This is a genomic window from Paenibacillus sp. FSL H8-0168, assembly GCF_038592955.1.
GTDB classification, from domain to species: Bacteria; Bacillota; Bacilli; order Paenibacillales; family Paenibacillaceae; genus Paenibacillus; species Paenibacillus polymyxa_B.
On the sequence record NZ_CP151948.1, the window covers coordinates 5,752,845 to 5,778,247 of the forward strand.

The following is a 25,403-nucleotide window of genomic DNA, read 5'->3' on the forward strand; positions in this document are numbered from 1 at the left end:
TTATAACGGCGGTCTAGCTGGCATCCGCATCCTTCACCATTGTCCGAATATAAAAGTAGCCCATAAAAGAACACAGTAAAAACATAAACACCGCCATTGCGCTGGCTGTATGCGTCTCCTGATAGCTGGAAAACACCTGCTGCATCGCAACACCCAGCACTTGTGGTGAGTTGGCACCGATCAGGAAGGGAGCCGTAAAGCTTCCCATGATTCCCATGAAAATGAAGGTCACCGCAACCCACATCGTTTTGTAGGAAAGGGGTAAAATAAAGCGACCAAACAGCTGCATCGTGCTGGCTCCGGCATCTCTGGCACTTTCGACGACAGCGTTTGGAATACTGGCAAGTGCCGAGCTCAGCAGCATGGTTGCGAACGGAATGTTGAACCACAAATTAGCCAGCACCAGCCCTTTGTAGTCATAAATAATCCTCGGAATCGTCTCAATGCCGAGCGGCAGCAAAAGACGTGCGGCCCAACCGTGATTGCCATACATTGTAATGATCGCATACGTTGCAATTACACCGGGAACAAACATCGGAATAAAATACAAGCGGCCTATCCACTTCACGACAACTCCTTTGCCGAATCTCAGATAAATCGCCAAAGCATAGCTGATGACCAGAGTAAGGGCCGTCGAGACTAACGTGACATTAATGGTATACATGATATTTCTACGCATGGCAGGTTCCGTGAACAGCCGAATATAATTGGCCAGACCGTAGCCCGTTCCATATTGATCAATCAAGCTTTCCTTCACGGCATAGAGAATCGGAATAATAACGACGACCAGCAAAATGAGAAAAGACGGGATGACCAGGGCAAGCCCCAGCATCCCCCTTTTAGACAATGAACTCATGATCAACCGCCCGCTACTTCACTTTGCCAGCGTTTGTAGATTTCCTGCTGAAGCTCTCCGCTGTTAAAGCTGCGGTATCCAGAAGATACACTGTTGAATTTCTCTTGCAGCTCCGTTGGCATCAGATTCCACTTAATCCCTGGATAGCCATACATTTTATTAATAACCACCGTTTGCGCTTCGGGCGTCAGTATATAATTCAAGAATTCCTGGGTTGCTTCTTTTTTGGAGGAAAGTGAAGGAACCATCAGATAAGAAGGTCCACCTGTAAAGGCAGGGTCAATTTGTGTCAGCTTCACCGTGTCTGGAAGCAGCCCTTTAGCCAGTTGTTCGAGCGCCATATCAGACCAGGCTGGGACCATGTCTACCTCTCCACTTGCCAAAATATCAAGCGTGCCTTGGTTCTTCTTAGGATAGACTCCTTTTTGGTACATTGAAGGGCCCAGTTCCTTGAGCAGTGAAAAACCTTGATCCCATTTTTTCATATTTGCCGGATCATCACTGTTCATCGCCTCTGGCGGAAGGAAATTATAGATAACCGTGTTCACAAATGAGCTGCCTGATCCACCTGTGGACGGGTCATTATAGGCGAACTTGCCCGGATGCTGGCGAATCCACGTGTACAGCTCGTCGGCTGTTTTCGGAGGTGTCGCTACTTTTGCACTGTTATAGGCAAGGACAACCGAAGAAGCACGGTATGGAATGGCCTGATTGTTGACTTGCTTGAGATACGTTTCATCCACATTCTTCAAATTTGGAACTTTGGCAGCGTCCACCGTTTCCCACAGTTTTTCGCCTACCCCTTTAGTGATGTCATCCAGACTGCCTTCGTACAGGTCGATATCTGTATCGGTTTGTCCGCTTTTCTTGGCTGCGATCAGACGGTCCAGTGTAGATGCACTTCCGGTTCCTGCTGGCAAATACACCAGTTTGACCTTAACGTGATCATTTTTAGCTTCAAAGTCCTTGATTAACGTTTCCCACAGCTCTTTGACGTTCAGAGACCCTCCAGTGTACAGGGAGATTTCCGTCGTTCCCGTAGCGGCTCCCGCTTTGGTAGACTTGGCTTCCCCTGTAGCCGTAGCGGCATTACCGCCGTTTCCACAGCCAGCCAACAACGATAAACTAAGTACCCCTGCCAAAACCAGACCCATATTCTTTTTCCCAAACACGTTGTTGCCTCCTTTAGATAGTTGCACAAGTTCGCAGCATCACCAGATGATGCGTTCGTGATGGACATTGATGCGATATAGAGGTTGATCGTGAATCTTCACTGTGCTGCTGGAAAAGTAACAATTTTACTGAAGCTGAATCTGATGTGCTCTCCACTGCGCAGCTCGGTCGCTCGTTCACGCGGCACAAACATTTTCAGATGATGGGTACCGCTATCCAGCGAAACTTCCGCATAATGCCCGAGAATCATCACTTGTCTGATCGTTCCGGCTAGAGAACCTTTTTCTTCCGTCGTCAGAACAATATCCTCTGGCCTTACACCAACCATGGATTCACCCGTGTATTCATACTCTTGTGCAAACGGTATTCCGCTCACAGAGACACTGCGACCTGTACTCACCCCCTTTAATAAATTGATCCGGCCAATAAAACCTGCTACAAAAAGTGACTGTGGCTTGTCATAGATCTCCTGCGGTGAAGAAAGCTGCTCAATCCGGCCCGCATTCATAACGACGATGCGGTCGGAAATGGACAGCGCCTCCTCCTGATCATGGGTGACGAACACCATCGTCATCCCCGTCTGGGTCTGGATATCGCGCAGCTCCTCTCTCATCTCCATACGCAATTTGGCATCAAGCGCGGAAAAGGGCTCGTCCAGCAGCAATACATCAGGCTTTAGCAGCAAAGCCCGAGCGAGTGCTACCCGCTGCTGCTGACCTCCCGAGAGCTGTCCCGGCGTTTTACGCTCTGCGCTCTCTAGCCGAACCAGCGCTAGCGCTTCCTTCACCTGACGGTCAATCTCTGTCTTCTTCACCTTTCGAATCTTCAACCCGAAAGCCAGGTTGTCATACACGGTCATATGCGGCCACAAATTATAGCTTTGGAACACCATAGCCGTCGGACGCTTTTCGGGCGGCAGCTTGAGTACGCTTTTACCCTGAATCTGAATGTCGCCACTGTCCGGGTCCAAAAAGCCGCCAATGGAGCGAAGCACGGTTGTTTTACCACAGCCGGAAGGTCCCAGCAGTGTCACCAGCTCTCCCTTCATCACGTCAAGTGAAATGCCTTTGACTCCGTCTCCTGTCTTGAAGCGCTTGGTTAACTCTTGAATGGATAATTGAATGGGCATTAGCTTAGGCTCCTTTTTCAGGATTTTACAAACTCCTCTTTTGACCAATTACGTTATTTCACCTGAAATCCGCCTGCCAGTACATCGGCACTTACAAAACGCTTGGCTGCCAATAGCAGAATGATCGTTGGTAGGGTAAGAATGACTGAGAAAACAGCGCCTGTTGTGCTCGGATAATCAGCAATGATGGAATACATGATGACCGGCATTGTTTTATAGTCCGGCGTTCCGACAAGGAGTGTCCCCTGTGCTTCATCCAGTGAAGCAAGAAAGGTAAAAATGGAGGCGACCACAATGCCGGGCAGCGCCATAGGAAAGGTGATTTTCCAAAACACCCGAAATGGTCCGGCTCCGGCATCCCGCGCTGACTCCTCCTGTGCACGATGTACGCTGCGGAAGGCAGAGGAAGGAATCCAGGTCATATACATGAGCGTGTTTACCATATGGATAAGCACAATGCCTGCAAAGGTGTTCATCAACCCGAATTGGTAGAATAGTACGGCAATAGACACATACAAACCCATTTTCGGAAAAGCATGCGTAAGTAGGAATGAGAAAAGGAACCACTTACTGAACGGGAAAGAAATTCGTGCAAAGGCATAAGCAGCAGGAATACATACGATAATGGAGCAGACCGTAACGGTAATCGCAATCAGGAAGGATAGAGAAATCGAGCTGAGTACATCATCCTGGGTAAGTACAAACTTCCACCATTCCAGTGACAAGCTCTGCGGGAGCGGTGCAGGATACTGCCATTTTCCCGAAACCGCCAAAAGGAGAAGATTGGTCAGAGGCCCCAGAAAAAAAATGACGAAAATGACAAGCACGATGAACTCCACAATTTTGCGTGTGCCGAGTGAGCGAAGATACCAGTTCATAATTCATCCCTCTCAAGACGTCTAGACGTCCGAATCTCTTTTCTATTTGGATTATAGAGAGGGTTTGTTATCACAAATCGACAAGGAAGATAAGATTATGTAAAGGGGGAGTAACCATTTAACACTTCACAGAATAAAAAAAGAGAGAGGCTGCTAACAGCCTCTCTCTTTGAACGTGTATCAATAGCTATATCATTCTTGTCCTACAAATAAATCGGAAGCACCTGATTCGTTTGATCGCGATTACGCCCAACCGAGAAAATAGCGATTGGGATACCCGTCAGATCAGACACGCGTTGTACGTAATTGCGTGTAGTCTCAGGCAGTTCCTCCAGCGTTTTCACGCCAGTGATGTCTTCGCTCCAACCTGGCATTTCTTCATATACCGCTTCGCATTCCGCCAGCATTTTCAGGCTAGCCGGATAATGCGTAATCACCTCGCCGCGGTACTTGTAACCTGTGCAAATTTTCACCGTTTTCAGGCCAGTCAATACGTCCAGCGAGTTCAGGGAAAGACCCGTTAACCCACTGACACGACGGGCATGACGCACAACGACGCTGTCAAACCAGCCAACACGACGAGCACGACCTGTAACCGTACCGTACTCATGACCTGTTTCACGAATGTAATCGCCGACTTCATCGTTCAGCTCAGTTGGGAAGGGTCCATCACCTACACGAGTTGTGTACGATTTAGCTACACCAATGACTTGTTGAATCTTGGATGGTCCCACACCGGAACCAATACATACGCCGCCAGCCGACGGGTTAGAGGACGTAACGTATGGATACGTACCTTGGTCGATATCGAGCATAACGCCTTGCGCACCTTCAAACAGTACCTTTTGATTTGCGTCAATCGCATCATTCAACACGACAGACGTATCGCCTACATAAGGACGGATAAATTCAGCATATTCCAGATACTGTTTCAGTATTGCTTCTACATCCAATGGCTCGCCGCCATATACTTGTTCAATCACTTGATTTTTTTCTTTCGTTTGATGGCGCAGCTTCTTTTCGAATTCCTCTGCATCCAGCAAGTCAGCAATACGAATACCGTTACGTGCAGCTTTATCCATATAAGCAGGGCCAATCCCTTTACGGGTAGTACCAATTTTGTTAGGACCTTTGCGGTCTTCTTCCAGCACATCCAGCGTCATATGGTACGGCATAATCACATGTGCACGGTCACTAATGACCAGATTTTTCGTGGAAAAGCCATTATCATGAATGTAAGTAATTTCTTCAATAAGAGCGGCTGGATTTACTACCATGCCGTTGCCAATAACACACTTTTTATCTTCATAAAAAACGCCGGATGGAATCAGGCTCAGCTTGTACTTTTTACCGTCAATGAGAATCGTATGACCAGCATTGTTTCCGCCTTGGTAACGGGCCACCACTTCAGCGCTTTCCGCCAGATAGTCCGTGATTTTACCTTTGCCTTCGTCTCCCCATTGTGTTCCCACAACGACTACAGTTGACATGTTTCATTCCTCCGTGGAGTGCCCACAGACACTCTGATTTTGAGCTGACACACTACGCATATCCGACTTCAACCGCCTGAGCGAGCAGATATGGAGCGTTCTCGGACAGCAGGAAAAAACGTCCGTCGCAGACATTCCGTAGGTTCGGAAAGCCCCGGGCGTAATGATCTCCCCACTGCGTTGAAGCAGCACTATAAGTGTAACAGCACCATTTTTTAAAGTCAAATAAAAAGCGAACATTATATTACATGAAAATAGTATTGTTCGTAATTGAGAGTTTCATTCCTTATATGAAAATACGTGAATTCTATAAAAAAGACCCTTTCGAGATCGCGAAATCCGCGTCGAAAGAGCCTTTTCTAATGATACTAATATGTTATCCGGCGAACGCATCCGAATGGGCACGCTCGTAATTAGCGAATTTATTATAATTTTTGAGAAAGACCAACTCTACCGTACCGACCGGGCCGTTACGCTGCTTGGCAATGATAATCTCAATAATATTCTTCTTTTCTGTTTCCTGATTATAGTAATCATCCCGGTACAGAAACGCCACGATATCAGCATCCTGCTCGATAGAACCCGATTCCCGCAAGTCACTCATCATCGGCCGCTTGTCTTGACGCTGCTCCACACCCCGACTCAGCTGGGAGAGGGCAATTACAGGCACTTCAAGCTCACGAGCGATTTGTTTCAATGTCCGTGAAATTTCCGATACCTCCTGCTGCCGGTTCTCGCCTGCTTTGCCTCGTCCGTGAATAAGCTGCAAGTAGTCGATTACGATCATACCCAGTCCCTTTTCCGCCTTGAGACGACGGCATTTGGCACGGATATCAGCCACAGTGATGCCGGGTGTATCATCGATATAGATTTCCGCCTCTGACAAGGCTGCAATGCCCATCGTCAGCTTCGCCCAATCGTCGTCGCCTTTAAATTCACCTGTCCGCATGACGTTCGCGTCCAGATTGGCCTCGGCGCAAATCATCCGCTGCACGAGCTGAGCGGCCGACATCTCCAGACTGAAGATGGCTACTGTCTCTTTTGCCCGAACTGCAACGTTTTGCGCAATATTCAGAGCGAACGCTGTTTTACCTACGGATGGGCGGGCGGCCACAATGATCAAGTCATTGCGCTGGAAACCCGCCGTCATCTTGTCCAAATCAACAAATCCAGATGGAATTCCGGTCGTATTGCCCTTGTTCTGATGCAGCAATTCAACGCGGTCAAACACTTCCATCACGACATCGCGGATGGCAATAAAGCCACTACCTGAGCGCCCGTTGGATATCTCCATAATCTTGCGCTCAGCATCGCTCAGCATACCAGCGACATCCTCGCCACTGCTATAGCCTTCGCTCACAATCTGCGTAGCTGCACGAATCAAGCGACGAAGCATCGCTTTTTCTTCAATGATCTGGGCATAGTAATCCACGTTAGCCGCTGTTGGCACCCCGTGAGCCAGCTTCGCCAGATAACTGACACCGCCGATATCCTCTAGCTGTCCCTTGTCCTGAATTTTCGAGGTCAGCGTAACCAAGTCAATCGGCTGTCCGGATTCACCCAGCTCAATCATTGCTTCGTAAATCATCTGATGAGCCTTATCATAAAAGTCCTCGGTCTGCACCCGCTCCATTGCGGTAATCAGTGCTTCAGACTGGAGCAAAATAGACCCGATAACCGCCTGTTCAGCCTCCAGATTTTGCGGAGGAATCCGATCAAAAAATTCGCCGCCCATAATTATTCTTCAGTCACCTGTACTTTCAGCGTAGCTTTGACCTCAGGATGAAGCTTAACGGTCATTTGAGTCACGCCCAACGTACGAATCGGTTCTTCCAGCTCAATTTTGCGTTTGTCCAGCTTGATGCCAGTTTTAGCTACTGCCTCCGCGATTTGCTTGCTTGTAATCGCGCCGAACAGCCGTCCACCTTCACCAGCTTTTGCCTTGAGCTGAACCGTTGTCTCTTCCAGCTTTTTGCCGAGCGCCTGCGCCTCTTCCTTTTCCTCTTGCTTGCGTTTTTCCTCAGCAGCATTCTGATTTTCCAGCGTCTTCATATTTCCTTCTGTCGCTGGACGGGCAACACCACGCGGCAACAGGAAATTCGCTGCATAACCGTCCGACACTTCCTTAATTTGCCCCTTCTTGCCTTGGCCCTTCATATCTTTAATGAATATCACTTTCATTCAAATAACCCCTCTTCCCCATCAATTTCGGCCAGCACGTCGACCACTCTGCGCTTAGCTTCCTCCAGCGGGCAATCCAGCTGAACCGCCGCATTCGTCAGATGTCCTCCGCCGCCTAGCCGTTCCATGACGACCTGTACGTTCATGCGTCCGAGTGAACGGGCGCTGATCCCCACCAGGCCGTCAGGACGTTCACTGACCACAAAGGAGGCCAGTACATCCGTCATATTGAGTAATGAATCCGCCACCTGAGCAATCAGGAGCTGCGGTATTTTCTGTCCGGGCTCAGTTACCGCAATTGCGATATGCCCATATATCATTTTAGCATGCTTAATAATTTCCGCCTTAGCAATATATTCATCCAGGTCCTCTTTTAACATGCGCTGGATCATAACTGTATCTGCCCCGCTACGCCGTAAAAAGCCTGCTGCCTCAAATGTACGCGAGCCTGTATGCAGGGAAAAATGCTTAGTATCCACCGTAATCCCTGCCAACAGTGATGTTGCCTCCAGCGGTGTCAGTTGGACTTTCTCATGGATATATTGCAGCAGCTCGGTCACCAGCTCACAGGCCGATGACGCATAGGGCTCCAAGTAGATCAGAACCGAATCGTTAATAAATTCCTCGCCCCGACGATGATGGTCGACAACCACCACCCGACTGGCCGTCTGCACTAGACGCGGCTCAATCGTCATGGAGGCCTTGTGCGTGTCCACCACGACCAGCAGACTGTGCTCAGTCATTAGCTGGAGCGACTGCTCTGGCGTCAGGAGCGCTTGCGATAACTTCTCATCCTTGTTTACCTGCTCCATCATTCGGTCGATAGACGGATTAGATTTATCCAGTACGATATGTGCCTCTACATTGTAAAGCGCCGCAGCCTTCCACACACCGATGGCCGCTCCCACTGCATCCATGTCCGGTATTTTGTGTCCCATGATCAGCACGCGGTCGCTCTCCTGCATCAGATCACGCAACGCATGTGCAATGACTCGGGCACGCACTCTGGTACGCTTCTCGACAGCATTGGACTTGCCTCCGTAAAAGGACAGGCGTTGTCCCGCCTTCACTGCTGCCTGATCGCCTCCACGCCCAAGCGCCATATCTAGACTGGATTGGGCCAGCTCCCCTAGCTCCTTGATGCTCTCTGCACCAAAGGATAAGCCAATACTCAGTGTCATCGGTACTTTCAAATCCGCTGTCATTTCCCTTACGGTATCCAGAATGACGAATCGACTTTGCTCCAGCTCCTGAAGCGCTTTATGATTTAGCATAATGAGATAACGCTCGGAAGATAATCGACGCAAATAAATATTGTACTGATTAGCCCAGGATGTAATCTCGCTTGACACCTTCGCAATAAGCGCGGTGCGCTGCTGATCGTCCATCCCCTGAGCAGCCTCGTCCATATTATCGAGCATGACGATACCGAGCGCCAACCGCTCGTTTTCATACTGCTTGCGTAGCACCGCCAACTCCGTGACTTCATACAAATATATCAGACGCTCATCGGGCACGATCAGAAACTGATAATGACGCTCATCATGCTGTAGCTCCACCTTCAGCTCACGAGCAGGCTCCTTTGTTTCCTTCTTGGTGCTTAGAGCACCTGCGAGTTGAGGAAACAAATCTTGAAGAGACTCACCAATCAGTGATTGCTCCTCGAACATCTCCCCGGCAAACCGATTGTGCCATTCTACCGTTCGATTTTCACTGTACAAAATGATGCCGAACGGCAATGCACTAATCGCTTCCCCTTCCACCCGCTTGATCCGGAAGGAAAGACCGCTGATATATTGATTCAGTTCCCGACGAAAATCCAATTCCGTCTTCAGCATCAGCCCGCCGAGCAAGAATGACAGCAGCAGTCCTATCACACCCAGTTCCCAGTTGTACATGGAAATACATATGACAAGCACCAGCAGCAGTAAAAACGCCCAGACCGTCTGATAGCCGTGCCAGCGTTTTTGTAGAAATTTAGGCATGACTGTTCACCCTATTTCTTTGATCTTGTAATAGCTTCACGCAGCGGAAAGGCCAAATCAATAATACCTATAATGCGGAGCGGCTGGAACACCAGAACGACGAGCGACAGCAGCAACGCAATCACCGGGCTCATTTTACGGCTATGCGTCCAGAAGTATACAAAACCAATCGTCTGGATAATAAAACATGCATGAATCAGCGGTAGCATACTAATGGAAACCATTTGAATCCAGCTGCTATCGGAAGACCCTGCTATCCATTCAATAACAATTGCCAGCAGATAATACCAGATCAGTGCGCGTGGTAGCCTCCACTCGCGGGCAGGCTTCATTTTGCGTACCGGTACATCGAGACTGCTCAATGCCGGACGTGCCAAAGCATGCGTAATCACCGCCAATATGAACGAGGTCACGATCAGCACATACGGAATTTTTCCAATCAACATTGTGCCGAGTTTCTGCGTATCCTCTGCCGTCCAATTCATGTTTGAAAACATCGGATTAGCACTCAAAACCTGCTGTACAATACTTGCCGATATCGCAGCCTGATCACGAAGGTACTGCGAAAGATCAAATCCAAAGGAATACGTAGCGATAAACAGAACAACCAACAACTCGGCTAAAATAACGCCCATCCCGGTCATCAACGCTTGAAAAGCAGGTCCTCCCTTTTTATAAATCCGTCCCATCATTATTGAAGGAATCAGAAAATAAATGGCAGGGAGCAGCGAATACACATCGAGTAGCGCTATAATTAACAGCACCGGTATGACGTGGACCAGAAATCCTTTGAAAGGCAGCGATGAAAACAATACAGCGCCAGGCACAATCAGCAAAAATACGGTAATGATTCTTAATGGTGTCAATAGAGTCAGCAGCAGAAGCAAATAAATGACGCTCCATGCTACAGTTGCCAAGCGGAATTTCAACGTTTTCACCTCTTACGCATATGTTCTTCCAGTGCGGAAATGTCCTGATACCAATCCTCCAGCTGGTGTCCTTCTTTTCTGTGCTTTCTTAGCTTGTCGATGAGTAGATCATCCAATTCACGGTAAGACACTCCAAGGCGCCTCCCCAAAATATAACTGCTCATCACCAAACTCGCCAAACAATCACCGATGCGGGCTGTACTGCCTTCCCACATCGCCTTAAACAGACGGGAGACTTGGTCAAGCACCTCTGTTTTAAGCCATTCAATAACCTTGGCCCGTTTAACTACATCCATTTCTTTAGGCATATGATGAAGAGTCACACCCCTCTGAAAAAGCTTTATTCTCCATTATAGCATATCCTATTCTGAAAATAAGTGTTACCCCATAGGGTAAATCGTTATTTTCGGACCAGCTTTGCTGCTTATTTTAGCTTGAAGTATTAAGCGATTCCCTGGACACAAATTTTTCACAATACTCAATAATCTGGCTGCGACGTACAATGCCAATAAACCGTTCCATATCATCTACAACGGGCACAAAGTTCTGCACCTTCGCCAAATTAATTAAATCCTCCATGTTCGCGTCAATGGATACGGGCTTCATCGTAACCCGCAACGGAACGTCCTTAAGCATGAACTTAGAAGCGTTTTCAAAGGTGATTTTCCCCTCGGACTCTTTCATATGCCACAACAGATCACCTTCTGTAACCGTACCTGTATATCTACCTTCTTTATCCAAAATAGGAACCGCTGTAAAACGGTGATATTCCATCCGTTCCAACGTTTGCCGTAAAGTAGCATCTGCCGTTACACAAGCAACTTCCTGTTTGGGAAGCAAGAAAAAAGCGATATTCATGAGAAACGAATCCCCCTCAAAATCAAATATAAATCCATTGATTACTCACTGAATGTCCTGCTTGTCGGGAAGCCTCAGCGTCTGCGGGGTTGTATCAGAATCAAGCCAGTTCGCAATGATGAGTCTGGCATATTCAAGTTCCTGTTCATTAGCCCGGTCATAATACAGGCCCTTCTTCTTGAACCCTTCCCCCGTAATCGTAAAACTTGAAATTTGTGGATTCCCCTGCGAAATAGCTTGCTTGCCAAGTCCAGTAATAAAAGTAGGTTCCATATCGGTTTTAAAATTGGCTCCCATAATATCGAGCAGCTCCGGGATCTTGGTAATTCCGTTGATATTCAGCAGCTTATCCGCCATAGCGTTTAAAAATATTTGCTGCCGTTTTGTGCGGTTGAAGTCGCTATCTTCCCGATATCTAACATAATACGTCGCTTCCTCACCATTATAAAGCGGCTTGCCCGCCTCAATACGGAACTTGATATGCAGCGGGTTCTTATTCTCAATGGGCTTGTCGATGGGAAGCACAACTCCACCCACTGCATTCACCGCCTCCTGAATACCCTGGAAATTAATCGTAGCATAATAATCGGCCTTATGCTCCATCAACTTCTCTACTGTAGCCATGGACATATCTGCGCCTCCGAACGCATAAGCATGCCCCAACTTATCAAAATCATCCTCGCCATCGCGATTCGGATCATGTCCGACAATCTGTACGTACGTATCCCTTGGAATGGAAATCAAAAGCAGACGCGATTCTGCGGGCCGTACTACTGCATACATAACCGTATCCGAACGACCACGCGCCTTTTCATTTGGCCTTTCATCTGTACCCAGTAACAGCACCGAAAAGGGCTCCTTACGGTAAGCTACTGTCTCTTGCTGCTGCTGTTCACCGGATTGTCGCGGCTGATAGGATTTCTCCAGCTTGCTCTCCAACGTCGGTGATACAAACCAATCAAAAGCCACCAGTGTCAGCTGTTTGCGGAATAGGTAGCCTCCCACTGCAATCAAAAATAAAACAATACATGAAATATATAGAGCGGTAAACCTCTTTTTCTTTTTGGGCTTTCCACTGGTCCTTCTCTTATGTCTTCTCTCCATAACAGGTACCTTCCTTCTTTCCGTCACAAATCCCATCTCTTCATTAAACCGAATTGGTCCCACATGAAGCGAAAACTTCCCCTCAAAGCATAAAAGGTCTGCTACCCTGTTGTCAAAAGTATCATGGCGTGGTCAGCTTCTCAAATTCATGCCAAAAAAGGCTTCGACCTCACGGTCAAAGCCCCAATTCATGTTTATATCCGTATCCTATGTAGCTTTCAAAGTCATTTTTCGCCTTAATGTGGAGCCAGTTTCACCAAATTTTGCAGTCTCACCGGGAAAGAAGTCGACAGGGAAAAACCATAATCGAACAACTTCCGTGTCTGCTCAAAACGCTCTTCCTTGCTCGGTGCACCCAGCACCACAGCAACTAGCCGTCTTCCATGCTGCTCAGCTGTGCCCGTGAAGCAGTATCCAGCATCGCTTGTGTACCCTGCTTTCAGTCCGTCCGTTCCCGCGTAAGAGTACGGTCCAGCCAAGGAAGGCAGCATCCAGTTCGTATTACTAATGTAGATGCCTTTATCCTTCAACTCCATTTGCGTACGACTGGACGTTCTCAAAATCTCCGGGTGTGACGTAATCAAATAGGAGGCCAACTTTGCCGTGTCGCTTGCTGTCATTTTCGTTTCTCCCTGAATATCCTCAGGGTGATTCGGCCCCAGTTCACTCTGACCTGCCCCAGACGCATTGCTAAAGCGACTATCGGATGACAACCCAATTTGGGCAGCTTTTCCATTCATACGCTTCACAAAAGCTGATTCATTCCCTGCTGAACGCTCCGCTAACGCGACAGCGGCATCATTCGCTGAATACACAACCATACTCTGGAACAATTCGGATACGGTCATCCTTTCACCATACCGGAGGGAGAGATTTACACCGCCCACCGTACTCGCGTAACGGCTAATTCGCACTTCATCATTCCAGCCTAACCGTCCGGCCCGAATATCCTCCAGCACCAATAGCTCGGTCATGAGCTTGGACATATTTGCGGAAGGCATAGGCGTATCGCCGTTCACATCCATCAGTAATTCCCCAGTATGCATGTCCATCAGCACCGCAGCCTCTGCATCCACATTCGGCTTTCCGATCAACAGGCGGGGCCCAAGCGTAATAAAAATCAATATAATAAGTACCGGGACGACAATAGCCCAACGTAACCAATGTTTTTTCATCATCGTAATAACCTCCATACTTTATTAGACGATGAAAAATCCATTTTGTCTGCAATTTTTCGAAAAAAAGATACAATTTTTTTACCTTTTTTATTCCACGCCAAAATATCCGTCAATTCTGCTTTCAGAATGACGGATATTTTGCTTCCTAATTATTATATTTTAGGCAAAGTGACAGGCTACAAAATGCTGATCGCCCGCATCGCGGTATACCGGAGTCTCTGTTTTACAACGTGCTTCTGCCATAGGACAACGTGTATGAAACTTGCATCCTGAAGGCGGATTGGCCGGAGATGGGATGTCTCCTTTCAACACAATCCGTTGTCTCTTGATCGTGGGATCGGGAATCGGTACTGCCGATAGCAGCGCCTTCGTGTACGGATGAAGCGGATTACTGAACAGTTCCTCCTTAGAGGAAAGCTCTACCATTGAACCCAGATACATCACGCCAATCCGGCTACACAGATGCTCGACTACACTTAGATCATGCGAGATGAACAGATAGGTCAATTGGCGTTCCTGCTGCAAATCACTTAACAAGTTAATGATCTGGGCCTGAATAGACACATCCAGAGCAGATACCGGCTCGTCAGCCACAATAAAATCAGGATTCAAAATCAAAGCCCGTGCAATCCCGATCCGCTGGCGCTGACCGCCAGAGAACTCATGCGGATACCGATCATAATGATACGAGGACAGCCCGCAAATGTTCAGCGTTTCATTGACCTTCTTCCGCAGCTCACTACGATCAATCAACCCGTGATCCAGCAATGCCTCTCCAATGGCTTCACCGACCTTAATTCTCGGATTCAGTGAGCTAAAAGGGTCCTGAAAGACGATTTGCAACTTCGGACGAAGCGCACGGATCTGCTCTTTGTTTAACGCGTGCAAATCCTCGCCTTTATATCGTACCGATCCCTCTGTCTTATCCATCAATCTGAGAATCGTACGTCCAATCGTACTTTTGCCGCAACCCGATTCTCCTACCAGACCGAAGGATTCACCCTTATGAATGTTAAAGGATACGTCATCGACTGCTTTCACATGTCCGACAGTACGCTGAAAAATTCCGCCTGTGATCGGGAAATACTTTTTCAGCCCTTCCACTTGAATCAAAGGCTCGCTCATATCCGTTGCCCTCCTTCTTTCTCATATAGCCAGCAGGCAACCTTATGACCATTCTCCTTTTCATTCAAGGGAGGAGCCTGATCCTTGCAAATTTGCATACAATGGGCGCACCGATCATGAAAATTACAATTTTCTCCTAGCTCAATCGGGTTTGGAACCTGTCCTGGGATGGAATAGAGTCGATCCATTTTCTGATTAATGACGGGCTTCGCCTTTAATAAGCCTTGAGTATATGGATGTTGCGGATTTTTAAACAGCTCAATGACAGGCGCCTCTTCAATGACGTTTCCAGCATACATAACAACTACATAATCAGCCATTTCTGCCACGACGCCCAAGTCGTGCGTGATGAGCATAATGGACGTTTTAAGCTTATCCTTCAAATCCCGCATTAAATCCAGAATCTGTGCCTGAATCGTAACATCCAGTGCCGTTGTTGGTTCATCCGCAATCAATAGCTTCGGATTACAGCTTAATGCGATGGCAATCATGATCCGCTGGCGCATACCGCCACTCAATTCATGAGGATAGGAATGAAATATTTCCTCTGAACGTGAAATCCCCACCAAATTAATCAGCTCAATTGCCCGAGCATGTGCTTCTTTTTTACTCATTAATGTGTGCATCAGCAATGGCTCCGTGATCTGTTCCCCAATCGTAAGCACGGGATTCAGAGAAGACATGGGCTCCTGAAAAATAATCGAGATGTCATTGCCGCGAATCTGCTGCATTTGACCTTTATTGAGTTTTAGAAGGTCCTTGCCCTCAAACCAGATTTGTCCGTCTGAGGTGTGGGGAGAATCAATCAACCGCATCATCGTCATCGCTGTTACACTCTTACCGCAGCCTGATTCTCCTACCACACAGAGCGTTTCACCCTCACGAATTTTAAAACTGACGTCATTGACCGCTTTGACAGTTCCGTTAGAGGTATGAAAGTGGGTTTTCAGGTTACGAAATTCAATCAAAGCATTTTCCATAAACGTTCGTCTCCTACTTCTTCATTTTAGGGTCCAGTGCGTCACGCAAACCGTCACCAATCAGGTTAATCGCTACAACTGTAATGAGAATACACATTCCCGGTGGAACCCATATCCAAGGCCGTTTGCGGAAGTCAATTAGGTTATTCGCAGCCGATATCATGTTTCCCCACGAAGGTGTGGGCGGCACAACGCCAATCCCCAAGTAACTGAGCGCAGATTCTGTAATAATTGCACCCGCTACTCCAAGCGTAGCCGTAACAATAATGGTAGGAATCGTGTTCGGCAGCAAATGTCGGAATATTTTGCGACGGTCTCTCAAGCCTAGCGCTTCCGTCGCCTGCATAAACTCCTGTTCACGCAGCGTAAGAATCTGCCCTCTGACCAGACGGGACAAGCTCGTCCAGCTCAGAATCCCGATAATGAGCATCAGAAAATAAATGCGATTCGACGGATCGACCTTCAAATCCGACAGAACAGCACCTAAAATAATAAGCAGCGGTAATGTAGGGAGTGCCATGAAAATATCGGCAATCCGCATAATAACCGTATCCACGCCTTTACGATAAAATCCTGCCAACGCACCCAGCGTCGCCCCGATCATGACCGAAATAAACGTGGCAACTAGCCCCACCGTCAAGGAAATACGGCCGGCCAGCATCGTACGCAGCAAAATATCTCTACCAAACTTATCCGTCCCAAGCCAGTACTTAGCATTAGGCGATAAATTTTTGTCAGCTAGCTTGTAATCGTCTAAATGATAAGGTGAAATCATCGGTCCAAATATACAAATGGTAACCATCAGAATTAATATAACGAGACCAGCCAAAGCCAGACGGTTTTGGTTAAAACGGCGAACGGCGATTCTCCATGGAGACGCTTCAGGACGGATCGCCGCCTTTTGATTCTTTTCAATCGTGACTGTTTCTGCGGACAATAGTATCCCTCCTACTTCAAGCGAATTCTTGGATCTGCCATGCCATACAATACATCAGAGAGCAAATTACCGATAAGCGTAAGTACCGCTAGGAAAATCGTGAAGCCCAACATAAACGGATAATCCCGCATACTGATCGACTCCAGATAGACCTGACCCACACCCGGCCACACAAATACCTTCTCCAGAATCATCGCCCCACCAAATAAGGCCGGAAGCTCGAAGCCGAGTAGTGTGATGGCTGGAATCAGTGCATTGCGCAGTGCGTGCTTGAAAATAACCGTACGTTCCTTCAGACCTTTGGCGCGTGCGGTACGAATATAATCCTGACGAATGACCTCCAACATGCCTGTACGGAAATACCGGGTCAGACTTCCTGTGCTCAGCATCGTAAGTACGAGTGTCGGCAGAAACATATGCTTGAGAACATCTACAATATAAGCCCATGAGCCTGGCTCCATCCCTGCTGTGGTCATGCCCCCAACCGGGAGAACCCCCCACTCCAGGGCAAATATTTTGATGACCAATAGACCAATAAAAAATGAAGGCAGCGACATACATAAGAAAATGAATAATGTGACAAACTTATCGAATAACGAATATTGGAACTTGGCTGAAAATACCCCTGCAATAACCGCAATCAACCAGCTAAAAATAAGACTAAAAAAAGCGATAATAAATGAGTTCCATACATAATTGCCAATGACCTTCGTTACCGGCTGCTTATGCTGTAATGAATCCCCCATATTCCCCTTTAACATATTACCGGCCCATATAAAATAGCGTTGGTATTCCGGTTTATCCAGCCCGTAGATATGTCGTAGCTGCTGCGCCTTTTCGGCCGTCATATTCGGGTTCTGCTTGGCTGTAATATAATCACCCGGCACCATGGCTGAAATCGCAAATACGATAATGGATATGCCAATAAGTGTGGGGATGAGTTGCAGCAGTCTTCGAATAATGTACTGCTTCATATTCATTCCTCCAGACGAATAAAGTGATATGCCCAGCTCGTGAGAGCTGAGCATACGATTGGCAACCCTTATTGAGCGATCTGAGCGTTATGCAGAGTGAACTCAAAATCTTTGTATGGTGTAATTTCCAAGCCGGTTACACGTCCATTAACTGGCCACATATCTCTGCGTTGGTACATAAAGATAGTTGGCAGATCTTTGTTTAGCTCTTGATAGAGCTGTTTGTAAATCTGTTTGCGTTTCTCTTGATCCAGCTCATGCTTACCAGCAAGCGTTAGTTCATCGACCTTCTTATTGGAATAGCCGATATCATTTTGTGCACCATTCGTAATAAAAGTCGTTGTATCCGGGTCTGGAGTTAAGCCCCAAGCCGCGAAGAACATATCAAACTTGCCTGTGTCCTTTTTATCCATAATGGCGTTAAAATCTAAAGTTTCGGAAGTCAGCTTGATGCCTAGCTCCTTATAGTTATTGGACATGATCGGTAGCAAGGCCTCTACTACTGGATTATCAGCAGTCGCAGAGAAGTTAATGGTCAGCTTTTCTCCGCCCTTTTCGCGGATTCCGTCAGCACCAACCTTCCAGCCTGCCTCATCCAGCAAAGCCTTCGCCTTAGCTGTATCAAATTCGTATTTGTTGATGCCTTCATCCGTATAAGACCAAGATTCTGTAGATTGTGGAATGTTAATAACATTCGCATATGGACCATACACGCCCTGCACAATCTCCTTGCGGTTTAACCCAATAGTTAAAGCCTGACGTACTTTAGGGTCCTGAAATTTCTTTTCCTTGTGATTAAACGCAATGTATCCATAGCCGTTCGTTGGCATAATATTCACGTCTAAGAAGCCCAATGCCTTTAATTCCTCTACATTGTCTTCCGTAACTGTGATGTTGTCCATGTCCGTTTCGCCCGTTTGCAGCATAGACAGGTTCGTTTCTTCTGTTGTTGTTTTAAAAATAACTGATTTCACCTTTGGTGCGCCTTTAAAGTAGTTTGGATTCGCATCCAATACGACTTGTTGACCTGGGGAGAAGCTCTTCAGTACGTACTGACCAGAGCCGATCGGCTTATTATTAAGCGCCTTGATGCTGTCCAGGTTACCTTTTTTAAATCCTTTTCCGTAATAAGCTTCTGGCATAAAGTATTGCTCACCCAGAAAATCCTTCGTATACGCTGTTGCTTCTGTAACGGTGACCTCTACTGTATTATCATCAATGACCTTGATCCCCGAGATATCATTTGCTTTGCCATCGTGATATTCTTTACCGCCTTTAATTTTAAAAGACAATACATCGGTTTCTCCATCATAATTCGGATCATGCAGCACTTTGAGTACAAAAGCATAATCCTTCACGGTTACTGGAGTGCCGTCACTATACTTCACACCTGGTTTCAGATGGAATGTGTATTTTAGACCATCCGGCGATACATCAACCTTTTCAGCCAAACTATTTTCATATGTACCATCCGCCTTAACCTGTAAGAAGGAATCAAATACTGTTCTGACTACATATAAATCGTAAGTCGTTTGCCAGAATAGCGGGTTGAATACCCCTTTTGGTGATGTCATACCTACTACAATATTATCTTTCCGATTAGTCGCTCCCGGAGGGTTTTGCGACAGATCAGTTGCTTTAATAACGCCCTCCGTAACAGGTGCACTTGCTTCATTTCCCTCTGTTTTATTGCCCGCATTGCCTTGCTGTGGCTGTGCCTCATTGGCACCTCCGCTACATCCTGCAAACAGAACACCAACGATCGTAAGCATCATAAGCAAAGAAACCCATTTCTTCGTCTGCATCATCCTGTTAATCCCCCTTAGTCGGTTCTTTATTTAACAGCCTGTCTCATTCCTGCGGTGATTCGTTAAAGCTTGAGGTTTGAAAATGAAGTTTGCACATCCTCCTTACTATCTTTAATAGCGTAAACACGTGTTTTAGACCTCTGGTCAATTTTGTGCGTTAACAACCATTACATTTTTATTAAGGTTTATCTTAAGTGTAAAATAATATCACGTCAATATCTTTTTTTATGTAATATAAAAATGCAAAATATCCATTTATGTAAACTTTATGAATTTTACTTGTGGAAAATGACAAAAAACAAGATTACATGTAATATAAAATAACATTCCGGGAGGCTAAATTGTTTACTCTGGCGAGTTGAGGAGCTTGTAATTTCACAAGCCATTAAAAGGTATACTATGGTTTATGGGTAAACATGGATTGTATTATTAGTAAGTTACAATAGATGGCACTTGTTGTCAATATAAAAGATCACAAAAAAAGACATTCCCGGGATCGGGAACGTCTCTTTTTTCCACCCACTACTATTCAGTAGTGTAAGGAAGCAATGCGATTTGACGGGAACGTTTAACAGCGATTGTCAACATACGTTGATATTTCGCGCTTGTTCCAGTCACACGACGAGGAAGAATTTTTCCACGTTCGCTGATGAATTTTTTAAGCAGGTCTGTATCTTTATAGTCAATGTGAGTAATTTTGTTCACAGTGAAGAAACATACTTTACGACGTTTGTTGCGACCACCACGACGAGCTGGTCTTTTGTTATCGTCTCCGCCTTCTCTTTGTCTGAAGCCCATTCTTTGTCAGTCCTTTCCCAATTAAAATGGTAAATCATCATCCGAAATATCGATCGGTTTTCCGTCATCGGAAAAAGGATCCTGATTGTTTCGCGAGTTATTATTCCCGCGTCCACTATTGCTGTTACCGCCTCCGAAAGGAGACTCCTCACGCGCAGCTCCACCGCTATTGCCGCCACCGTTACCGCCATCGCGGTTAGATTCCAAGAAACGCACATTATCAGCTACAATTTCAGTCACGTATACACGTTTTCCTTCATTGTTCTCATAATTACGCACCTGAACACGGCCTTCAACAGCCGTTAAACGACCTTTGCGAAGATAGTTAGCGCATGTTTCAGCAAGCTGACGCCAGGTTACGATCGGCAAGAAATCCGCTTCCCGTTCGCCGCCTTGACTCGTAAACGGACGGTCTACAGCCAGGGTGAACTGGGTTACTGCTACACCAGACGGTGTATAGCGCAGCTCTGGATCTTTGGTCAAACGACCGATCAAAATGACACGGTTCAACAATCCAATCCCCTCCTTTGAGCGTTGTTCATTACATAATCACGTACAATAATTAAGCTACGTCGTTCGTAATGAGATAACGAATTACTTCGTCAGAAATTTTCATGATACGCTCAAGCTCAGTAACAACAGCAGGTTCTGCTGTGAAGTTTACCAGAACGAAAGAACCATCACGGAATTTCTTGATCTCATACGCAAGACGGCGTTTAGTTACATCGTGACTCGTAATTTCGCCACCGCCGTTAGAGATGATACCTTGGAATTTATCGACTGTCGCTTGAACAGCTTCTTGTTCAATGTCAGGACGAATAATATACATCGCTTCATATTTGCGCATTCTTTACACCTCCTTATGGACATAAGGCCCTCAATCTCAGTTGAGAGCAAGGAACGAGCCTAAGCTCGCACTAAAACAGTTTACCAAATCGAGCAACTGAATGCAACCTACAAATTCAATACACAAGCCTAATACGGCTAAATACACTGCATATCATTAGCTTTATACAATTTTATATAACATCAAAAATTTCGCATATATAAAGGAAATCATTTGATTCACTCAGTATCTGTATACCCGGTTTCGCATGTTTCTGTTCAAGACAGCGCACAATAACCGTTGCAGTTCAAATTCATTTATCTAAGGAGGTAACACCGTATGGGTGAAAAGACTGAGTTCGAACCAGGGGATAAGGTCCCAAACGACGGCGTATACATGGAGGTCGGAGAAAAGAGCTTCCATACTGAAATCCAAAATCCGCAGCAGGTAACGCTGGAAAGAGGCGATTCTTTTCCGGAGACCGCCAACCATAATCGCAAATGGAAGAAAAAAACGAAAGCTCGTGTCCACTAATGTATATTTTCTCGGAATCCTGGCCATATTATGATTAGGCGATACAACAGAGAGGTGTGGTTCCGTTGGACGACGTAGCCGGACAAACTGTTAGGAGATCCATTCCGGGCATTAGAAGCGTTAGGTTTGTGTAAAAGGACACTGTCTTTTCAACACGGTATTGCTGGTCAGTACACCGAGTTTCATGATGTGATTGGACAGATCGTATCCTGTTAAAAATGTATCGCCTACGATGGAGGACCTTTGTGGTCCTCCTTTGTTGCATTATCGGACTTTTTGCATATCCTGGTAAAATGCAGATTAATTCAGCTCCTTCTGCTAGAATATATCCAAGTACAAAGACCTACTATCTACGGAGGTTTAAAGATGAGCTATTCTCGAATATTAAAGTGGATATCAGGTATATTCGAATTGGTGCTTGCCGTACCGATTGTGGGGGGAGCTATTGTCATGGGGACCGGCTACTCGGCTCTGGGATTTATGCTTGTCCTGCATGCAGTAACACTTATCCTGTCGTTACGCAATCAGGAGGCGATCTACGGCTCCGTATGGGGAGTACTCACTTCTTTGCTGGCCTGGATACCCTTTGTAGGCTGGGCTCTCCATTTGATTGCAGCGATCCTTCTGATGATCTCTGGCTCAAAAAAAACAAAACGCTATCATTACCCGCCTAACCAGCTATAACAAAAGAGTGCTCCTAACGGCAATAATTTCCCCGCTGTCAGGAGCATTTTTTTGCTATAACGCCTTATTCATCCCAATAGATTTGTAATTGTTTCTTCCTTTACTCTCATGGTTTATCTTAGTGCTTTTCACTTTATCACAGTCTGTTGACCTTTTATTCCACAAACAAAAAATCCCCTACGTCACAGACGTAAGAGATTGGTTTATTTAATGAAGTTAGTGGCGGAAAGAGTGGGAGTCGAACCCACGCACGCCTTGCGACGCCTAACTGATTTCGAGTCAGCCCCCTTAGACCTCTTGGGTACCTTTCCGCAGCAAGGATAATTATATCATCATTGCAACTGTGACGCAAGCTGATTCTGGTTCATCACCATTCATCTTTCTTGGCTCAATTTGCTTCTGTGTTTTGCTCGTCGGCATTAGCCTTTGATCGCAGCACTTTCTTCATATTCTTTTCGAACTTGGCACGCGGAATCAGCACACTATGCTGGCAACCCACACATTTGATTCGAATATCCATCCCCATGCGGATAATTTCCATTTCATTCGTTCCACACGGATGAGGCTTCTTCATCTGTACAATGTCCCCTAGTTCAAATGACTTACGCTCCACCCTTCTCTCCCCCTTTTCTTCCTTGTTCATCTTCTTTTTCTAGGGTTATCGCTGTCTCCAAGGCTGCCTGACGATGTTCCTCATCCTCTAGGGCCTTCTTGATGTTATTCTGAATATCACGCTCTACCACGGCCCCTGTATTCGGCATACATTCTGCCACAACACGCACAATATACTCTGAGGTAGTCATGGACTGAACCCCTAACACATCCGGTATATTAAGTATCTGTACATTGGACTCTTCAATACCTTGGATTGCCTGTTTTACCAAACCAACTGCTTCCTCCAGGCTACGCTCGGCCTTCATTGGCACATCCACTACCGCTAACGCGTTGGACATAGAGAAGTTCGTTACCGTTGTAATTGAGCCGTTTGGTAAAATGTACACCTCACCTTTCCAGCTCACCAGTCTGGTTGTGCGCAGCCCGATCATTTCCACCGTACCCTTGAAAGTACCTGTCTGAATGACATCTCCTACGGCAAATTGATCTTCAAAAATAATAAAGAATCCGGTAATTACATCCTTAACCAAACTCTGTGCCCCAAAACCAACAGCCAATCCAAGCACTCCAGCTCCAGCAATCAGAGGGCCGAGATTAATGCCCATTTGCGATAGCACCAGCATAATCAAAATGAAATTAAATACAATATTGGTTACATTTTTCAGTAGTTCCCCAACAGTCGTTAACCGCCTTGTATTCAATCGAAACCTGCCGTTATCTCCCTTTTGTTGCATCGACTTATCTATAATTTTATTAATAACTCGAATAAAGATACGTGTGATGATAAAAATAATCGCGATTTTCAAAATTACAAACAAAAAGGTCGACCACATCGCACTATCAGTAAGCCATTTCCATACAGCATCCTTCCAGTGAATCGCATCTTTCACTACGTCATCCGTACCTACATTACCGGCTAACCAATGTATAAAGGTCATGCTGTACTCCTCCTTAAACAAGGGAACTACTCTTCCTGCTTCCCGAATTCTATTTCCTACTATATAAGCTTATCTACTGACTTCAAACATATGGCTATGAATAATCTACTTCCTTCGAGTATAAAAGCACAAGTTTATCCATATACTAGCTACTATCTTGAGCATAAATGTTACCCGCAGGCTAATTGTTATTCTCCAAGGTACAGCGAGCATAACCCGCACACTCCATTACAGAACGAAAGGAAGATTCCATGACTCATCCATCTGACTTCATTCCGGGGCAAGAACCCCTAAGCCTAAAAATATCACACACAGACCCCGGGATCCAATCAGCCATCATCCATCGTCTGCTGTTCCATCTGCACCAGGCGCCGAGTCTGCAAAATATCGTCATTATTTGCATCGGCACCGACCGTTCTACTGGAGATTGTCTGGGCCCGCTCGTAGGTACGCATTTATCACGTTACAAAAGCCCTCTGTTTAACCTATACGGTACATTAGAGGAGCCTGTACATGCCATGAACCTGCAAACGACGCTGAACGGCATACAAGACCGATATGAACAGCCTTATATCATTGGCATAGATGCATGTCTTGGACAAACCTCCAGTGTTGGATGCATTCAGGTTTCAGAAGGCCCTCTCAAGCCGGGAGCAGGTGTAAATAAAGAATTACCGCCGGTCGGCGATATCCATTTGACTGGTATCGTTAACGTCGGCGGCTTCATGGAATACTTCGTGCTGCAAAACACGAGACTAAATTTGGTAATGAAATTATCAGATATTATTGCTGGCAGCCTATACTCCGCGATTAAGGAGTGGCATTACCGTTCTGTCCTGCTTGCTGCGCAAGAGTAACGGCTTCTTTTTCTTCAGGTGATAAGGAATAGGTGGATTGTCCCGCCTCCAGAGGCTTGGCATACACATATGAACCATCTCGGTTATAAATGCCGGTTAATACCATACCATCCTGATTGTCGTCTACAATAGCCAGAGAAAAGCTTAAATCGCTTCCTCTCTCACCAAAGGCATTATAGCGTTTAATGCCTATATGTCCCTTCAAGCCAGTCAGTTTGCTGCGTAGTGATTTCATACTTGCACGATGGGTTTCCTGCTCATCCTCAATCGTATCCATCTGTACCTTCAAATCAATCAGCAGCGTTTCCAAATTCTCGACACCGCTGCCTGCCATCATGGTTTCATACTTTCGCCGCATCTTCTTCAGCTTTGCACCCTGCACGATAATAACAATCAACAGGATGAGCAAAATAAGCACGATCCCTGCAACGATTCCGGCAAGCTGTTCCATGATTAGTCCATTCAATTCAGCCATATGCTTGCTTCTACTCCTCTACCTCAAAAATCATGTACCTGCATACTTATATTTTATATGTTTGAGAACAGCGAAACAAATAACACAAGGC

Annotated in this window: 27 protein-coding genes and 1 tRNA gene; 3 read left to right on the forward strand and 25 right to left on the reverse strand. The window is 46.3% G+C overall.

Going from position 1 to position 25,403, the window contains the following annotated elements; genetic code table 11:
- Positions 1–13: 13 nt before the first annotated feature.
- From MHI21_RS25530 to rpsF, 21 genes are all read right to left on the reverse strand, one after another.
- Positions 14–856 carry an ABC transporter permease subunit gene (locus MHI21_RS25530; protein ID WP_165178318.1) on the reverse strand — a complete coding sequence of 281 codons (843 nt, stop codon included), beginning with the start codon at positions 854–856 and terminating at the stop codon, positions 14–16.
- A 2-nt stretch (positions 857–858) separates the two neighbouring features.
- Complete coding sequence (locus MHI21_RS25535) at positions 859–2,028, reverse strand: extracellular solute-binding protein (protein ID WP_342419172.1); 1,170 nt, start codon at positions 2,026–2,028, stop codon at positions 859–861.
- Positions 2,029–2,126: 98 nt separating this feature from the next.
- Entirely contained in the window at positions 2,127–3,158 is a 1,032-nt protein-coding gene (locus MHI21_RS25540; protein ID WP_341162646.1) for an ABC transporter ATP-binding protein, read from the reverse strand.
- A gap of 53 nt (positions 3,159–3,211) precedes the next feature.
- Entirely contained in the window at positions 3,212–4,036 is an 825-nt protein-coding gene (locus tag MHI21_RS25545) for an ABC transporter permease subunit (protein WP_025723149.1), read from the reverse strand.
- Positions 4,037–4,239: 203 nt separating this feature from the next.
- Positions 4,240–5,526 carry an adenylosuccinate synthase gene (locus tag MHI21_RS25550; protein ID WP_029518946.1) on the reverse strand — a complete coding sequence of 429 codons (1,287 nt, stop codon included), beginning with the start codon at positions 5,524–5,526 and terminating at the stop codon, positions 4,240–4,242.
- A 376-nt stretch (positions 5,527–5,902) separates the two neighbouring features.
- The gene (dnaB, locus tag MHI21_RS25555; protein ID WP_013373892.1) at positions 5,903–7,261 is read right to left on the reverse strand and encodes a replicative DNA helicase; all 1,359 of its coding nucleotides are present in this window, start codon (positions 7,259–7,261) and stop codon (positions 5,903–5,905) included.
- A gap of 2 nt (positions 7,262–7,263) precedes the next feature.
- Complete coding sequence (gene rplI, locus MHI21_RS25560; RefSeq protein WP_013312788.1) at positions 7,264–7,707, reverse strand: 50S ribosomal protein L9; 444 nt, start codon at positions 7,705–7,707, stop codon at positions 7,264–7,266.
- Positions 7,704–9,692 (reverse strand): DHH family phosphoesterase, encoded by a 1,989-nt coding sequence (locus tag MHI21_RS25565; RefSeq protein WP_039272108.1) that lies wholly within the window; start codon positions 9,690–9,692, stop codon positions 7,704–7,706. Before MHI21_RS25565 ends, rplI begins: the two co-directional genes overlap by 4 nt.
- A gap of 11 nt (positions 9,693–9,703) precedes the next feature.
- On the reverse strand, positions 9,704–10,621 hold the full coding sequence (locus MHI21_RS25570) for a DUF2232 domain-containing protein (protein ID WP_165178320.1): 918 nt from the start codon (positions 10,619–10,621) through the stop codon (positions 9,704–9,706).
- 5 nt (positions 10,622–10,626) lie between these two features.
- The gene (locus tag MHI21_RS25575) at positions 10,627–10,929 is read right to left on the reverse strand and encodes a MazG-like family protein (protein ID WP_013312791.1); all 303 of its coding nucleotides are present in this window, start codon (positions 10,927–10,929) and stop codon (positions 10,627–10,629) included.
- 121 nt (positions 10,930–11,050) lie between these two features.
- Positions 11,051–11,479, reverse strand: a complete 429-nt coding sequence (locus MHI21_RS25580; protein WP_013312792.1) for a CBS domain-containing protein — start codon at positions 11,477–11,479, stop codon at positions 11,051–11,053.
- Positions 11,480–11,524: 45 nt separating this feature from the next.
- The gene (locus MHI21_RS25585; RefSeq protein WP_342419173.1) at positions 11,525–12,583 is read right to left on the reverse strand and encodes an LCP family protein; all 1,059 of its coding nucleotides are present in this window, start codon (positions 12,581–12,583) and stop codon (positions 11,525–11,527) included.
- A gap of 236 nt (positions 12,584–12,819) precedes the next feature.
- Positions 12,820–13,761, reverse strand: coding sequence for a D-alanyl-D-alanine carboxypeptidase family protein (locus MHI21_RS25590; protein ID WP_061830438.1), 942 nt, complete (start codon positions 13,759–13,761; stop codon positions 12,820–12,822).
- 159 nt (positions 13,762–13,920) lie between these two features.
- Positions 13,921–14,886 carry a dipeptide ABC transporter ATP-binding protein gene (locus MHI21_RS25595; RefSeq protein WP_039272116.1) on the reverse strand — a complete coding sequence of 322 codons (966 nt, stop codon included), beginning with the start codon at positions 14,884–14,886 and terminating at the stop codon, positions 13,921–13,923.
- Positions 14,883–15,866: an ABC transporter ATP-binding protein gene (locus MHI21_RS25600; RefSeq protein ID WP_341162643.1), complete on the reverse strand. Its 984-nt coding sequence runs from the start codon at positions 15,864–15,866 to the stop codon at positions 14,883–14,885. Before MHI21_RS25600 ends, MHI21_RS25595 begins: the two co-directional genes overlap by 4 nt.
- A gap of 13 nt (positions 15,867–15,879) precedes the next feature.
- Positions 15,880–16,803 carry an oligopeptide ABC transporter permease gene (gene opp4C / locus MHI21_RS25605; RefSeq protein ID WP_341162642.1) on the reverse strand — a complete coding sequence of 308 codons (924 nt, stop codon included), beginning with the start codon at positions 16,801–16,803 and terminating at the stop codon, positions 15,880–15,882.
- Positions 16,804–16,814: 11 nt separating this feature from the next.
- Positions 16,815–17,777 (reverse strand): ABC transporter permease, encoded by a 963-nt coding sequence (locus MHI21_RS25610; RefSeq protein WP_341162641.1) that lies wholly within the window; start codon positions 17,775–17,777, stop codon positions 16,815–16,817.
- 68 nt (positions 17,778–17,845) lie between these two features.
- On the reverse strand, positions 17,846–19,585 hold the full coding sequence (locus tag MHI21_RS25615; protein WP_341162640.1) for an ABC transporter substrate-binding protein: 1,740 nt from the start codon (positions 19,583–19,585) through the stop codon (positions 17,846–17,848).
- Positions 19,586–20,110: 525 nt separating this feature from the next.
- Positions 20,111–20,383 (reverse strand): 30S ribosomal protein S18, encoded by a 273-nt coding sequence (gene rpsR / locus MHI21_RS25620; protein WP_013312800.1) that lies wholly within the window; start codon positions 20,381–20,383, stop codon positions 20,111–20,113.
- A gap of 21 nt (positions 20,384–20,404) precedes the next feature.
- Positions 20,405–20,896, reverse strand: a complete 492-nt coding sequence (gene ssb, locus MHI21_RS25625) for a single-stranded DNA-binding protein (RefSeq protein WP_013312801.1) — start codon at positions 20,894–20,896, stop codon at positions 20,405–20,407.
- A 49-nt stretch (positions 20,897–20,945) separates the two neighbouring features.
- Positions 20,946–21,230, reverse strand: coding sequence for a 30S ribosomal protein S6 (gene rpsF / locus MHI21_RS25630; protein WP_013312802.1), 285 nt, complete (start codon positions 21,228–21,230; stop codon positions 20,946–20,948).
- A gap of 318 nt (positions 21,231–21,548) precedes the next feature.
- Here rpsF and MHI21_RS25635 point away from each other — a divergent pair, with 318 nt between their 5' ends.
- Together MHI21_RS25635 and MHI21_RS25640 are read left to right on the forward strand one after the other, a co-directional pair.
- Positions 21,549–21,743: a YjzC family protein gene (locus MHI21_RS25635; protein ID WP_013312803.1), complete on the forward strand. Its 195-nt coding sequence runs from the start codon at positions 21,549–21,551 to the stop codon at positions 21,741–21,743.
- Between the two features lie 366 nt (positions 21,744–22,109).
- Positions 22,110–22,427: a hypothetical protein gene (locus MHI21_RS25640; RefSeq protein ID WP_013312804.1), complete on the forward strand. Its 318-nt coding sequence runs from the start codon at positions 22,110–22,112 to the stop codon at positions 22,425–22,427.
- Positions 22,428–22,647: 220 nt separating this feature from the next.
- Here MHI21_RS25640 and MHI21_RS25645 read toward each other — a convergent pair.
- From MHI21_RS25645 to MHI21_RS25655, 3 genes are all read right to left on the reverse strand, one after another.
- Positions 22,648–22,738, reverse strand: a tRNA-Ser gene (locus tag MHI21_RS25645).
- Positions 22,739–22,815: 77 nt separating this feature from the next.
- Positions 22,816–23,040, reverse strand: a complete 225-nt coding sequence (locus MHI21_RS25650; RefSeq protein ID WP_025723137.1) for a DUF951 domain-containing protein — start codon at positions 23,038–23,040, stop codon at positions 22,816–22,818.
- A complete protein-coding gene (locus tag MHI21_RS25655; RefSeq protein WP_341162639.1) occupies positions 23,030–23,980 on the reverse strand; it encodes a mechanosensitive ion channel family protein in 951 nt (316 codons plus the stop codon). The genes MHI21_RS25650 and MHI21_RS25655 overlap by 11 nt, the downstream gene beginning before the upstream one ends.
- A 251-nt stretch (positions 23,981–24,231) precedes the next feature.
- Here MHI21_RS25655 and yyaC point away from each other — a divergent pair, with 251 nt between their 5' ends.
- Positions 24,232–24,837 carry a spore protease YyaC gene (gene yyaC, locus MHI21_RS25660; protein ID WP_103049709.1) on the forward strand — a complete coding sequence of 202 codons (606 nt, stop codon included), beginning with the start codon at positions 24,232–24,234 and terminating at the stop codon, positions 24,835–24,837.
- On the opposite strand, the gene MHI21_RS25665 is transcribed toward yyaC, so the two are convergent.
- Positions 24,791–25,312 carry a DUF4446 family protein gene (locus MHI21_RS25665; protein WP_013312808.1) on the reverse strand — a complete coding sequence of 174 codons (522 nt, stop codon included), beginning with the start codon at positions 25,310–25,312 and terminating at the stop codon, positions 24,791–24,793. The two genes, yyaC and MHI21_RS25665, sit on opposite strands and share 47 nt — an antisense overlap.
- Between the last annotated feature and the right edge of the window lie 91 nt (positions 25,313–25,403).

Excerpts from the sequence above, each read along its gene's own strand:
- MHI21_RS25530 (WP_165178318.1), bottom strand. The coding sequence starts at position 856 with ATGAGTTCATTGTCTAAAAGGGGGATGCTGGGGCTTGCCCTGGTCATC.
- MHI21_RS25540 (WP_341162646.1), bottom strand. The coding sequence starts at position 3,158 with ATGCCCATTCAATTATCCATTCAAGAGTTAACCAAGCGCTTCAAGACA.
- MHI21_RS25545 (WP_025723149.1), bottom strand. The coding sequence starts at position 4,036 with ATGAACTGGTATCTTCGCTCACTCGGCACACGCAAAATTGTGGAGTTC.
- MHI21_RS25550 (WP_029518946.1), bottom strand. The coding sequence starts at position 5,526 with ATGTCAACTGTAGTCGTTGTGGGAACACAATGGGGAGACGAAGGCAAA.
- dnaB (WP_013373892.1), bottom strand. The coding sequence starts at position 7,261 with ATGGGCGGCGAATTTTTTGATCGGATTCCTCCGCAAAATCTGGAGGCT.
- rplI (WP_013312788.1), bottom strand. The coding sequence starts at position 7,707 with ATGAAAGTGATATTCATTAAAGATATGAAGGGCCAAGGCAAGAAGGGG.
- MHI21_RS25565 (WP_039272108.1), bottom strand. The coding sequence starts at position 9,692 with ATGCCTAAATTTCTACAAAAACGCTGGCACGGCTATCAGACGGTCTGG.
- MHI21_RS25575 (WP_013312791.1), bottom strand. The coding sequence starts at position 10,929 with ATGCCTAAAGAAATGGATGTAGTTAAACGGGCCAAGGTTATTGAATGG.
- MHI21_RS25580 (WP_013312792.1), bottom strand. The coding sequence starts at position 11,479 with ATGAATATCGCTTTTTTCTTGCTTCCCAAACAGGAAGTTGCTTGTGTA.
- MHI21_RS25585 (WP_342419173.1), bottom strand. The coding sequence starts at position 12,583 with ATGGAGAGAAGACATAAGAGAAGGACCAGTGGAAAGCCCAAAAAGAAA.
- MHI21_RS25590 (WP_061830438.1), bottom strand. The coding sequence starts at position 13,761 with ATGATGAAAAAACATTGGTTACGTTGGGCTATTGTCGTCCCGGTACTT.
- MHI21_RS25595 (WP_039272116.1), bottom strand. The coding sequence starts at position 14,886 with ATGAGCGAGCCTTTGATTCAAGTGGAAGGGCTGAAAAAGTATTTCCCG.
- MHI21_RS25600 (WP_341162643.1), bottom strand. The coding sequence starts at position 15,866 with ATGGAAAATGCTTTGATTGAATTTCGTAACCTGAAAACCCACTTTCAT.
- MHI21_RS25610 (WP_341162641.1), bottom strand. The coding sequence starts at position 17,777 with ATGAAGCAGTACATTATTCGAAGACTGCTGCAACTCATCCCCACACTT.
- MHI21_RS25615 (WP_341162640.1), bottom strand. The coding sequence starts at position 19,585 with ATGATGCAGACGAAGAAATGGGTTTCTTTGCTTATGATGCTTACGATC.
- rpsR (WP_013312800.1), bottom strand. The coding sequence starts at position 20,383 with ATGGGCTTCAGACAAAGAGAAGGCGGAGACGATAACAAAAGACCAGCT.
- rpsF (WP_013312802.1), bottom strand. The coding sequence starts at position 21,230 with ATGCGCAAATATGAAGCGATGTATATTATTCGTCCTGACATTGAACAA.
- MHI21_RS25635 (WP_013312803.1), top strand. The coding sequence starts at position 21,549 with ATGGGTGAAAAGACTGAGTTCGAACCAGGGGATAAGGTCCCAAACGAC.
- MHI21_RS25640 (WP_013312804.1), top strand. The coding sequence starts at position 22,110 with ATGAGCTATTCTCGAATATTAAAGTGGATATCAGGTATATTCGAATTG.
- MHI21_RS25655 (WP_341162639.1), bottom strand. The coding sequence starts at position 23,980 with ATGACCTTTATACATTGGTTAGCCGGTAATGTAGGTACGGATGACGTA.
- yyaC (WP_103049709.1), top strand. The coding sequence starts at position 24,232 with ATGACTCATCCATCTGACTTCATTCCGGGGCAAGAACCCCTAAGCCTA.
- MHI21_RS25665 (WP_013312808.1), bottom strand. The coding sequence starts at position 25,312 with ATGGCTGAATTGAATGGACTAATCATGGAACAGCTTGCCGGAATCGTT.